This is a genomic window from Aquirufa sp., from assembly GCF_964796385.1.
Genome location: NZ_CBAUBA010000027.1, coordinates 1 through 13,258 on the forward strand (window position 1 = coordinate 1; position 13,258 = coordinate 13,258).

At 40.3% G+C, this 13,258-nt stretch carries 8 protein-coding genes; 7 read left to right on the plus strand and 1 reads right to left on the minus strand.

Features of this window, described 5'->3' with window-relative positions; translation table 11 throughout:
- The 6 genes from AC1W6K_RS08785 to AC1W6K_RS08810 form a co-directional block, all read left to right on the plus strand.
- The coding region (locus AC1W6K_RS08785; RefSeq protein WP_481947196.1) for a DUF1549 and DUF1553 domain-containing protein at window positions 1-1,686 on the plus strand (1,686 nt) is incomplete at its 5' end.
- 8 nt (window positions 1,687-1,694) lie between these two features.
- On the plus strand, window positions 1,695-3,125 hold the full coding sequence (locus tag AC1W6K_RS08790; protein ID WP_481947197.1) for a DUF1501 domain-containing protein: 1,431 nt from the start codon (window positions 1,695-1,697) through the stop codon (window positions 3,123-3,125).
- On the plus strand, window positions 3,125-5,461 hold the full coding sequence (locus AC1W6K_RS08795; RefSeq protein ID WP_481947198.1) for a PSD1 and planctomycete cytochrome C domain-containing protein: 2,337 nt from the start codon (window positions 3,125-3,127) through the stop codon (window positions 5,459-5,461). The genes AC1W6K_RS08790 and AC1W6K_RS08795 overlap by 1 nt, the downstream gene beginning before the upstream one ends.
- Window positions 5,462-5,464: 3 nt before the next feature.
- Window positions 5,465-6,919 carry a DUF1501 domain-containing protein gene (locus AC1W6K_RS08800; protein WP_481947199.1) on the plus strand — a complete coding sequence of 485 codons (1,455 nt, stop codon included), beginning with the start codon at window positions 5,465-5,467 and terminating at the stop codon, window positions 6,917-6,919.
- Between the two features lie 2 nt (window positions 6,920-6,921).
- Window positions 6,922-9,096, plus strand: a complete 2,175-nt coding sequence (locus AC1W6K_RS08805) for a chitobiase/beta-hexosaminidase C-terminal domain-containing protein (RefSeq protein ID WP_481947200.1) — start codon at window positions 6,922-6,924, stop codon at window positions 9,094-9,096.
- Between the two features lie 123 nt (window positions 9,097-9,219).
- The gene (locus AC1W6K_RS08810; RefSeq protein ID WP_481947201.1) at window positions 9,220-10,296 is read left to right on the plus strand and encodes a formylglycine-generating enzyme family protein; all 1,077 of its coding nucleotides are present in this window, start codon (window positions 9,220-9,222) and stop codon (window positions 10,294-10,296) included.
- Between the two features lie 6 nt (window positions 10,297-10,302).
- Here AC1W6K_RS08810 and AC1W6K_RS08815 read toward each other — a convergent pair whose 3' ends face one another.
- A complete protein-coding gene (locus tag AC1W6K_RS08815; protein ID WP_481719522.1) occupies window positions 10,303-11,814 on the minus strand; it encodes a sulfatase family protein in 1,512 nt (503 codons plus the stop codon).
- 141 nt (window positions 11,815-11,955) lie between these two features.
- Here AC1W6K_RS08815 and AC1W6K_RS08820 point away from each other — a divergent pair, with 141 nt between their 5' ends.
- Window positions 11,956-13,137: a sialidase family protein gene (locus AC1W6K_RS08820; RefSeq protein ID WP_481947202.1), complete on the plus strand. Its 1,182-nt coding sequence runs from the start codon at window positions 11,956-11,958 to the stop codon at window positions 13,135-13,137.
- Window positions 13,138-13,258 lie beyond the last annotated feature (121 nt).

A 13,258-nucleotide genomic window follows, 5' to 3' on the forward strand; every position in this document is an offset into this window, starting at 1 on the left:
GTGAGTAAAAGCGAAATTATTCGACGCATTAAATTACCGGCTGGACATGATGATGCGATGCCTACAAAAGGAAAGCGGGTAAGTAAGGAGGATATTGCGATGCTGGAGTATTGGATCCAACAAGGCGCTCCATGGGCAGCAGGACCTGAGAAAAGTTTATACCGTGTGGCAGAATTGGAACCTAGATTACCTGTGGTACCTGGGCCTACGGCTAATTTAAATCATCCAATTGACTTGTTTGTCAATGCCTATTTTAAGAAAAATAAAATCAGTTGGCCTAAATCAGTAGACGATAAAACATATCTCAGACGTGTGTATTTAGATATTACTGGTTTATTGCCAAGTCCGGAAAATATCGCGGCTTTCGTTCAAGATACAAGACCCAATAAACGTGAAATTTGGGTCGATAAACTTCTGGTTAATAACGATGGATATGCGCAACATTGGTTAACATTTTGGAATGATGTGCTTCGCAATGATTATTCGGGTACCGGTTACATTACCAATGGTCGATTTGGAATAACCAAATGGCTTTATGGTTCATTGAAGAACAATAAACCGTATAATACGTTTGTGAAGGAATTGATTAGTCCTACCAAAGAATCAGAAGGATTTATTCGGGGTATTCAATGGCGGGGTACGATTAATTCGAGTCAAAGTACGGAGATGCAAGCCGCACAAAATGTGTCTCAAGTGTTATTGGGATTGAATTTGAAATGTACTTCTTGCCACGATAGTTTTATCAGTGATTGGAAGCTGGACGATGCCTATGCTTTTGCGAATGTTTTCTCGAATAAAACCTTGGAAATACATCGCTGTGATGTGCCTACTGGTCGTATGGCTGGCTATGGTGTATTGTATAATTCCTTGGGAAAAATTAAGGAGACCTCCATTACGGCGGATCGTTTGGTACAATTAGCTGATATTTTAGTTCAGAAGAAGAACGGCCGTTTATATAGAACGTTGGTGAACAGAGTTTGGGCTCAATTAATGGGTAGAGGTATTATTGAGCCGGTCGATATGATGGACAACGAGCCTTGGAGTCAAGACTTGTTGGACTGGCTAGCATCTGATTTCACGGCCAATGGCTATGATATTAAACGCTTGATGCGTCAAATCGTCTTGTCCAAAACCTATCAAACTCCGGCAGTTGGACTGAAGGAATCTCAAATGCTGACCGCTTCTAATTTCGTATTTAGAGGGATCATGAAACGTAGAATTACGGCTGAGCAATTTGCAGATGCGGTGAGTCAATCATTCTACCCGATTTATACGGATTCAGCTTTAGTTAAAAAGATGCTACCGGCTGATTTTAAAAATGACATTCCATTTGCTCGGGCATCCTTGGTTAAGAATGATGCGTTTTTGACTGCGCTGGGTCGGCCTAACCGAGAAAACGTTTCGACGAGTCGGATTTCGCAGGCCAATTTGTTACAGGCATTGGAATTGACAAATGGAAATAAATTTAACTTGTCCTTGCGAAAGGGAGCTGAAATTTGGGCGCAAAAATATACAACGGGTGAATCTTTGGTAAAGGCCTTATATTTAAAGGCACTTGGTCGAGAACCCAATGCAAAAGAACTTAGTTTAGCTGTAAAATATATTGGGAAAAAGCCAAGTGTGGAAGGGATTCATGATTTAGTTTGGGCGGTTACCTTGCTTCCTGAATTTCAATTAATTATCTAAATTTGACTATGGAAAACCATTGGAATAGACGAACCTTTTTGCAAAATACGAGTGCAGCTACGATAGCTGCATTGGGTTTAGGTTCTCCCATCGCAAGTTTAATGGCTGAGCCAACGAATGAGTTGGCCAAAAAGATGGCCATGGCTGACACAGTTATTTTATTGTGGATGGCTGGCGGGATGGCACATACAGAGACGTTTGATCCTAAAAAATACACGGCTTACGAAAAAGGTATGCAGGGTGATCGTGTTTTAAGCACGTTTAAATCGATTCCGACGGCCTTGGATGGAATAAATTTTTCAGAAGGATTGGAATCCATGGCCAGTGTTATGGACAAGGGAACTTTGATTCGTTCGTATGTTGCAGCTGACTTAGGGCATATACTTCACTCACGTCACCAGTATCACTGGCATACGAGTTATGAACCCCCTCAATCTGTTGCAGCACCGCATATTGGTGCTTGGATTTCTAAAGAATTAGGGCCTAAAAATCCTGTAATACCTTCTTTTATAGATATTGGCCAGCGTTTTACAGTAGGTGAAGCGGAGGAATTGAAGGCTTTTCATACAGCAGGTTTCTTAGGCAATGAGCATGGTCCTTTCATGATTCCAGATCCAAGTCAAGGTTTGGATAGCGTTCGTCCTCCCGTGGGGATGAATATGAAGCGATTTGAAAGTAGAAATCAATTGTACAATAATTTAATTTCACAAAGTGCTCATGGGGAATTTGGTAGTGATTACCAAAAAGAATCATTGCGCAGATCCATGGAGCAAGCCTATATTTTGTTGAATTCACCGGAATCAAAGGCCTTCAATTTAAGTACTGAACCTAAGGAGAAATACGATAAATACAATACCGGCCGATTTGGATTAGGGTGTTTATTAGCCAGGAGATTAACAGAACAGGGTGCTCGTTTTATAAGTGTAACTACGGAATACGAACCATTTGTTGGCTGGGATACCCACGAAAATGGCCATACGCGTTTAGCAGGAATGAAAAAAATGATTGATGGGCCCATTGCGCAATTAATCAAAGACTTGGATGAAACGGGTCACTTGGATCGGACGCTCGTTATTTTAGCCAGTGAATTTAGCCGCGATATGATGGTTGAAGGTAGGCCTGATCTCAAAGTTCAAGAGCAGGTGAAACAACCTGAGATTTTAAATGACATTAAATTTTATGGGATGCATCGTCACTTCACGGATGGTTGTTCTATACTGATGTGGGGTGGAGGCGTTAAGCGCGGTCACGTATATGGTAAGACGGCTGATGAACGTCCGTGTAAATCGATTGAAAATCCAGTTAAAATTGATGGAATCCATCAAACCATCTATCAGACTTTAGGTATAAAGCCTGAAACCCAATATGAAATTGAGAAGCGACCTTTCTACACAACCCCAGATGGGAAGGGTAAAGCCGTACAAGATTTATTAGTCTAATGAAGAATAGTAAACTTTTTCTTTTCTTTTTATTGCTTGGTTCTATTATATGGACCTTAAACGGCTGCAATAGAAATTCAGAAGTTCAAATATCCGAACCTGAGTTGCCTGATGAGATCAGTTACAACTTTGATGTGCGTCCAATTTTGTCTGATAAATGCTTTGTTTGCCATGGACCCGATGAAAAAAAACGCCAGGCGGGTTTACGTTTAGACGATCCAGTTTTAGCTTTTCAAGCGCTGAAAGAACATCCTAGCGTGCATGCATGGGTTGCAGGAGATCCGAATGCTTCCGAGGCCTACCTTAGAATGGTCACCAAAGATTCAGTCAAATTAATGCCTCCCGCTACTTCAAACTTAAAGTTAGAGGAGTTTGAGATTTCGGTGATAAAAAAATGGATTAAGCAAGGCGCGAAATACGAAAAACATTGGTCTTTTGTCGCCCCTAAAAAGTCAGCTTTGCCTGAAATAGCGAATCAATCTTGGGCTAAAAATGAGATTGATTATTTTATTGCGGAGAAACAAGAGCAGCGTGGCTTAAAGCCTAATGATGAGGCCGACAAAGAGCGTTTATTGAAACGCTTGAGTATTGATTTGACAGGATTACCCCCTACAATTTCCATGATGGATCGCTTTTTAGCGGACAAAAGCCCATTAGCATACGAAAAAATGGTTGACGAGCTTCTTAAAAATCCAGCCTATGGAGAGAAGATGGCTATTTATTGGTTGGATTTAGCTAGGTATGCAGATTCGCATGGGTACCAAGACGATGGGTACCGCACTCAATGGCCTTGGAGAGACTGGGTGATTTATGCCTTGAATAAAAATATGCCTTATGACCAATTTGTTACTTGGCAACTCGCTGGTGACTTTTTAATTGATCCAGCATTCCCGAACAAGACCAAGGAGTTGTTGCTGGCAACTGGCTTTAACCGCAATCACAAAATTACCGAGGAAGGTGGCGTTATTCAGGAGGAATATAGACTGAGCTATGTCACCGATCGAAATGACTTATTTGGGAAAGCATTTTTAGGAATGACGTTGGAATGCGCACATTGCCATGACCATAAATACGATCCATTATCCCAGAAAGAGTATTATAAAATGTTTGCCTTTTTTAATAACATCAAAGAGGTTGGTATCGAGTCTGTTATTGGTGGCCCAGAGACGTATGCCAAAAAGCCTTTGATGGAAATTACCAATGAAGAAGTTAAAAGCATATTGAAATTTATTAATAAGCCAGACACTAACCGGCTTATTGTTTCCGTGATGACCGACATGGATACGGCAAGGAAAACATTTATTTTAAAGCGCGGGGCTTATGATGCGCCGGGTGAAGAGGTGAGTCCTGGCACACCAAACGCCATTTTGCCTTTCAATAAGAACTATCCGAAAAACAGATTGGGCTTATCAAAATGGCTTTTTGATAAAAAGAATCCACTTACGGCGCGCGTTTTTATTAATCAAGTATGGCAGGAGTTTTTCGGAAAAGGAATAGTCAAGACGACAGGCGATTTCGGAATGCAGGGGGAATTACCCACGCATCCTAAATTACTTGATTGGCTTGCAGTTGATTTTATGGAACATGGGTGGAATGTAAAAAGGTTAATTAAACAGATGGTTGTTTCTGCAACTTACCGACAATCTGCCGTATCAAGCCCTGAAAAGTTAGCTAAGGATCCTGAAAATATATACTTTTCTAGATCATCTCGCTACCACATTAATGCTGAAAATATTCGTGATTTAGTTTTGGCTAGTAGCGGTTTGTTGATCCCCAAAATAGGTGGACCTAGCGTAAAACCGTATCAGCCTCCCGGATTGTGGGAAGGAGCTACCTCAGGTAGAGGTTTACTGTCTATTTATGTGCAAGATCATGGCGAAAGTTTGTATCGACGCGGAATTTATACATTAATTAAGCGGACAGTGCCACCGCCAACCATGAGTATTTTTGATGCAAGTAATCGGGATTTATGTGAGGTCAAAAGGCTGAAAACCAATACTCCATTGCAAGCGCTCATGATGTTGAACGATCCGACTGTCCTGGAGGCGTCTCGTGTTTTAGCGGCTAAATTGCTACAAGAGAAAAGTAATCCATTGGATAAAATTAAAAAAGCATTTCGAATGATTGTATGTCGAAATCCTTCTCAAAAAGAGTTGGATGTACTGAACGTATACTTTACGAACCAACGGTCAAAAATTTCTCAAGCACAAGCAACTAAAATTCTGGCTGTTGGCGAATACCCAATCAACCCGAATATGGACAAAAAACTATTAGCTGCGATGATGCGTGTGGTGAATACAATTTATAATTTGGAGGAAACGATTACTAAATCTTAAATGATGGAAAAGGAAATACTGGAACATGGTTTAAATTTCAATAGGAGGCGCTTTCTTTCTACGATGAGTTTAGGACTTGGGAGTGTGGCTTTGGGCTCATTGATGATTCCGGGTTTACTCAATGGTGGTGATCGTGATGATGCCGGATTTACTCCAGGTATTCCTCATTTTGCGCCTAAAGCTAAACGTGTTATTTATTTGTTTCAAAATGGGGCTCCGTCACAATTAGAGACATTTGATTATAAGCCCAAGTTGTGTGAAATGTATGGCTTAGACTTACCGCCATCCGTTCGGGGCGAGCAGCGTTTAACTGGTATGACAGCTAATCAAGCAAGTTTTCCGTTGGCAGCATCCTTCACAGATTTCAAGCAATACGGAAAATCGGGAACTTGGATTAGTGACATCATGCCTTACACGTCTAAGATTGTAGATGATATCTGTGTCATTCGATCGATGTACACGGAGGCTATAAATCACGATCCTGCGTTAACTTTTTTACAAACAGGTTCTCAGCAAGGCAATAGGCCAAGTATGGGTTCTTGGTTAAGCTATGGATTAGGAAATGAAAACAAGAACCTTCCTGATTTTACCGTTTTATTATCTAGGGGAATTGGTAATGGGCAAGGAGTTTATTCCAAACTTTGGTCAAATGGTTTTTTAGATTCGATTCATCAAGGTGTTCAGTTTTCAAAAGGAGAAGACCCTGTTTTATACATTAAAGATCCTGCAGGAATGGCACGTAATGAGCGCAGGGAAATGTTGGACCAATTGGCCCAGTTAAATCAAATGTCGTACGAAGAGTTTGGAGATCCTGAGATAACGGCTAAAGTAAAACAGTATGAAATGGCCTATCGGATGCAAACCGCTGTACCGGAGGTCATGGATTTATCTAAAGAATCGGATGACATAGTTAAACTGTATGGACCAGATTGCCTTGTTCCTGGCACATTTGCTGCGAATTGTCTTTTGGCTCGTAAGTTATCTGAAAATGGAGTTCGTTTTGTTCAATTGTATCACCAAGGATGGGACCAACATGGTAATCTACCTTTTGAAATAAAAAGTCAAGCGAAAGATGTGGATCAGGCATCTGCTGCTTTAGTTACCGATTTAAAACAAAGAGGTTTACTAGATGAAACCTTAGTGATTTGGGGTGGTGAGTTTGGACGGACTAGTTATAGCCAAGGGAAATTAACACCTGAAAATTATGGCCGTGATCATCATCCAAGATGCTTCAGTATTTGGATGGCTGGAGGCGGAATTAAACCAGGTATGGTTTACGGTGAAACAGATGAATTAGGCTATAATATTATTAAAAATCCAGTTCACGTACATGATTTTCAAGCGACGGTCTTGCACACCTTGGGGCTGAATCATGAAAAGTTAATTTTCAAACATTTAGGGAGACGCTATCGATTAACTGACATTTCAGGAAAAGTTGTTCGAGATATTTTAAGTTAAAGATGAATAAAAATTGGAGAGGTGTTTTTGAGCAAATTGTATTCACTTTAGCTGTCTTTCTAGTCTTTTTATTAGCTTTTGAAGACCAACTTGTTGTACCCGTTTGGCTGCAGTCAGTAGGCCGACTTCATCCACTTGTATTACATTTTCCGATTGTTTTGTTGGCCTTACTACTGATTTTTGAATTCTTTCGATTCAGTCAACCAACCTCAGACGCACGGGTAATTATTGAAAAATGGGTAACTGATTTATGGATATTCGGTGCTGTTTTAACTGGTCTGACCACAATCTTTGGTTTGCTACTTTCCAAAGAGTCAGGGTATACTGGCGATACCTTATTCTGGCATAAGTGGTCGGCAGTTTCGTTGTTTATTATATTTAGTCTAATCTATTGGCTTCGATTTAGATCATATTATCAAAAACTAAGTTCCAGGTTACTCATCGGGCTAGTCAGTATTTTACTCATGTTCACCGGTCATTATGGTGCTTCGCTCACACATGGTGAAGGATATTTACTAGCTCCGCTCAATCAAAATAAGCAAATTTACTTGGAGGATGCACTCGTTTTTGATCATATGGTTAAACCTATATTAGAGAAGAAATGCATTAGTTGCCACAATCCAGATAAGAAAAAAGGGGAGCTTGATATGTCCGATATCAAAAATTTAGTGAAAGGAGGAAAAAATGGTCCTTTATTTAAAATTGGAAAACCTGAGTTAAGTTTACTTCTTGAACGTATTCACTTGCCGTTATCGGATGAAAAACATATGCCAGAATCTGGCCAACCGCAGTTAACGGATGAAGAGAAGCAGATTCTATCTCTATGGATTAAAGGAAGTGCCAGTTTTACTAAGAAAGTAAGCGAATTGGTTCCTTCAGATTCGCTTCGAATGATTGCGAGTAAGATTTTCGTTTCGGTGAATAACCAAGATGTAGCCTATGATTTTTCAGAAGCTGATTCGAAAATAATTAATCAATTAGCTAATGAGTACCGAACGATCACACCAATTGCTAAAAATTCCCCCGCTTTGCGCGTAAATATTTTTAATAAAAGTGATTTTAATTCGAAAAAATTAGAAGAGCTTTTAGCTATAAAAGAGCAAATTGTTTTTCTAAGCGTAGCCAAATTACCAGTTCAGGATGCTGATTTAGCCATAATTTCTCAATTTGAGAATTTAGAAAGATTGGATTTGAATTTTACGAATGTCTCCGCTAAGGGGCTTTTTGTTTTAAAAGCGCTTGACCGCTTGAAAAGTATTTCGCTATCTGGAACACAAGTAAAATTTCAAGATTTACAAGTTGCGCTAATGGGCTTAAAAAAATTACAAGCTGTGTACTTGTGGGATACTCCTCTGGCTGAAGATGAACTTAAGCGCATAACGACGAAGTTTGCTTCAATACAAGTCAATGCTGGATTTAAGGACGATGGCAAAAGTCCATTGAAGCTAAATCCGCCTGAATTGAAAAATACGTCAACTATTTTCGAGACGGATGCTCCACTCACCTTGTTCCACACAATTAAGGGAGTCCAAATTCGATACACCATGGATGGTACTGAACCCGATAGCTTAAAATCAGCTATTTTTGATGGTAAGGTTCGTGTTAGCGCTGACACGCGAATTCGTGCAAGGGCTTTCAAAGCGGGATGGATAGGAAGCGACGAGGCCGTTTTTGAATACTACAAATGTGCTATTAAACCTGATAGTGTAACTGTCGTTTTGCCTTTAAACAGAGTTCACTTAGCCAATGGGCCTAAATCGTTTTTTGACCGAAATCTCGGCACATTTAACGCCAATAGTCCTGCATGGGCTAATTTTTGGACGGGTGTGCGAAATAACGACATGGAGTTGAATTTAGATTTCAAAACACCGAAAACAATTTCCGTTGTTTCCCTCCGAGTTATGGAGGAGTTAGCTACGGGTATTTTTCCTCCACAGTCCATAGAGATTTGGGGTAAATTGAATTCAAATGGCAAGTTTAAACGAATTCAAATCCTAAAAATTCCGGTTCCTAAGGAAATGAAATTCCATGAGTTGTATGCGATAGACGTTAAGTTTAAGCCAACAAATTTTAAGGAGTTAAAGATTATAGCAAAGCCTCTAGAAAAAATCCCGCAATGGCATGGGGCTAAGGACAAAAGAGCTTTATTACTTGTGGACGAGATATTTTTAAATTAAAAAGAATTGAGTAATTTTTTACCTTAATTTGCAGTTGGCCTAACTAATTTAATGCCCTTCTTATATTTTTAACCAACTATGCTGACAATCAAAAAGGTGCGCTTCCGATTAAAGTTGCTTTTCATGATACTGATTTGCGGTTTTAATTTGGTGGCCCAACAGAAAAAAATTCCCGTTTGTCACGTTCCTGTTCCAAGTAAGAAAGGAATTATTTTAGCTAAAAATGTGACTAAAGTAGCCGTGAGTAGGTCTAAAAATACACTGGGGATGGTTCAAATTCCTGGGGGAACTTTTCAGATGGGATCGCATAGTAAGGATGGTCGCTCCGACGAATATCCTGTTCATTTAGTTAAGTTGAACGGTTTTTGGATGGACCAAACTGAGGTCACAAATGCGCAATTTCAAGAATTTGTTCAAGCTACTGGTTATGTGACTACGGCGGAAAAGCCGATCGACTGGGAAGAAATGAAAAAGCAAGTACCTATAGGAACTCCTCGTCCACCCGATTCACTTTTAGAAGCAAGTTCGTTAGTTTTTACACCTACACGTGGTCCCGTGAATTTGAATGATTATAGTCAATGGTGGCAATTTAAACGTGGTGCTAATTGGCGCCACCCTTCTGGACCACTTTCTGATATTAAAGGCAAAGAAAATCATCCGGTCGTTCAGGTTTCTTGGGATGATGCCCGAGCTTATGCTAAATGGGCGGGCAAAAGATTGCCAACCGAAGCGGAATGGGAGTGGGCTGCGCGTGGTGGACTTAAAAATTTGGAGTACCCTTGGGGTAGTGAATCAGTTGATCAAGGTAGTATGAAAGCAAATACTTGGCAGGGTAATTTTCCCTATCAGGATGATGCCAAAGATGGCTATAAGTTTACAACGGCTCCCGTTAAAAGTTACCCAGCAAATCGATTTGGTCTTTCCGATATGGCTGGGAATGTTTGGGAATGGTGTTCTGATAATTATAGGCCTGATTATTATAAGCAATTAGCTACGAAAGTGGCAGTTTCTCCGCGTGGACCTCAGGATAGTTTTGATCCTGATGAGCCTGGCATTCCTAAAAAAGTGATGCGTGGCGGATCTTTTTTATGTAATGATTCGTATTGTGCAAGTTATCGCGTAGCGGCGCGAATGAAGTCAAGTCCTGATTCGGGACTTGAACATACGGGATTTAGATGTGTGAAAAATCTGGGCGAATAAGTTAGCTTATTTGGGTTCTTTCTCTAGTAATTCCAATGCTTCTGTATCCTGGTGCTCAATCATTTTTTCCTTTAGCGTAGCCTTTAGATTCTGAATAATTGCAGCGTAAGCTTTATCGCCGTATAAATTTTTCATGTTTTGCGGATCTTTTTTGATGTCATACAATTCCCAAGAATCTTGTGGCCCGTAAAATTTGGCTAAAGTGAATTGTTCGGTGCGCAGGCCAAAATGAGGCGCTACTCGATGGGGCTGAGGATATTCATAATAATGATAATACGCATTATTGTCCCATGATTTTTTGGGATTTTTAAGCAGTGAAAAGAATGATTTTCCCTGCATCCCTGTCGTTGGCTCCACGCCAGCAATGTCTAAAAGGGTAGGTGCCCAATCGACATTTGAAACCACTTGCCGTACCTGCGTACCTGCTTTAATTGTTCCTGGATATTTAATTAAAAAAGGCGTTTTTAATGACTCCTCATAGATAAATCGTTTGTCGAACCAGCCATGTTCACCCAAATAAAAACCTTGATCGGAGGCATAAATGACAACCGTATTTTTAGCTAAACCTGTTTGGTCTAAATAGTCTAAAAGTTCGCCAATATTCCGATCTAACGAACGGGCCGTAGACAAATAATCCCGCATGTACCGTTGGAATTTCCATTCAACTAACGCCTTTCCAGTCAATTGCTTTGACTCGAAGTCTTTGGTTACTTTATTTTGGTAGTAATCGTAATACGCAGTTTTTTGCGCTGGGGTAAATCGCTTAAATGCTGGACTGTTGTAGTTCGCATTTACTTTTAAATCACTAGCTAAAACCATCGTTTTATCCACCGTCATGTCTTGGTCCCGCGCGGCTGGTCGGCCGTCATAAGAATCATAGAAGTTGGCAGGCAACGGAAAATTCACATCATCATAGGACCCTAAATCCTGCACATCTGGAAACCATTCGCGGTGCGTGGCTTTGTGGCCAACAACCATGAAAAAGGGTTTTGATTTATCTCGTTGTTCAAGCCATTCTTTTGAAAACTTCGTAATTAGGTCAGAAACGTAACCTTCGTATTGAATTTTCTCGTTTTTTTGATTGATAAAGTCTGGGTTGTAATAATGACCTTGCCCGGGTAAAACATTTAAAAAGTCAAATCCATGAGGAAGGCCCCCTAAATGCATTTTCCCTACCCAAGCAGTTTGATATCCATTTTTTTGTAATGCTTCTGGGAAGACGGCCTGGTCGATGTTAAACACTTTTTCATTTACCTTGTAACCATTCATGTGGCTGAATTTCCCTGTTAGGAGCGTCGCCCTACTCGGTCCACAGATGGAATTACTAACCACATTATTGTGCAAGATGGCTCCCGCTTTTGCAATGCGATCGATGTTTGGAGTTTTGGCTATTTTACTACCGTATGCGCTGATGGCTTGAGAAGTATGGTCATCTGAAAAGATAAATATGATGTTTGGTTTTTGGCTAAATGCAATTAAGTTGCTGATTACCAAGCCTATTGTTAGTAAATTTTTCATCTTATTCTTAATTTAAAGGTCTTCATCAAATAGATTTTATTTTTGAATCGGAGTTTTTTCGTTTGAATAAAATTAGAATTTTTTTTGACAATCTTTTAATTTTTTTATCATCAATATCGAGTTGAAAAATTAATGCTATCTATGAACAATTTTATTTTCATGCGAGTACTGACTTTTTTTATCTTTTCCAGTGTCGCATTGCACGCTCAGCAGGCTTTCGTTCCTGTTTTTACTTCGGGTACGGAGGGGCATAAAACGTATCGAATTCCAGCCATCATTAAAAATAAGCAAGGCAATTTACTCGCCTTCGCGGAAGGGCGCGTGCACGGTTCAGGCGATTATGGGGATATCAATATTGTGCTTAAAATATCCCGCGATCAAGGTAGGCATTGGTCAGCCCTTCAGACCATTGCCGATTATGATTCGCTTCAAGCAGGTAATCCAACACCCGTTTTGGATGATTCCGACCCACGTTTTCCGAATGGACGAATTTTTCTTTTTTACAATACGGGGAACAACCATGAAAATGAAATAAGAGAAGGGAAAGGACTTCGTGAAGTTTGGTATAAGACCTCCTCGGATGGCGGAATTTCTTGGTCGCAAGCGGTCAATATCACAAGTCAAGTTCATCGGCCAAATCAGCCTAACCGAAATCCAAATTATACCTATAAAGAGGATTGGCGACATTATGCCAATGGCCCTGGGCATGCGATGCAATTTTCACAAGGTCCCTTTCAAGGCCGATTACTTGTAGCTGCCAATCACTCAGAGGGTCCACGTGGAGAACGAGGTGCTGATTATCGAGCTCATGCGTTTTATAGTGATGATCATGGCGATTCATTTCAAATTGGTGCATCAATTTCTATTCCCGGTAGCAATGAATCCACTGCAGCCGAAATTTCGGGTGGTCGGCTGATGATGAATATCCGAAATCAACGCGGTGATGTGCGCCAACGAATCATTGGCGTAAGTGAAGATGCAGGTACGACATGGAAAAACGTCTCTTTTGACCCTCAATTACCTGACCCCATTTGTGAGGGGAGCATTCTTTTGGTGGGACAAAAAAACAAGAAAAATATTCTGGCATTTTCGAATGCGGCCAATGAAAAACGTCGGGACAAACTCACCCTTAGGATCTCCTATGATGATGGAAAGACATGGCCCACCTACATTCCAGTTGCGCATGCAAGTACTGAAGCCGAGGCTAGTCGTGATTTTGCGGCCTACTCTGATTTAGTAAAGCTTTCTAAAAATACGATTGGCATCTTGTATGAATGTAAAGATTATAGCCAAATCGTTTTTTCCAATATCGCTTGGAAATAAATGAGCCAACTAGGCATTTGTGCCCTAAAACAGGCTATTTACGCGTTTGACTAGGGTACGTAATGCATCTAATCATAAAAAAACCACCTCGACCGAGGTGGTTTTTTGCCTTGTTAAATAT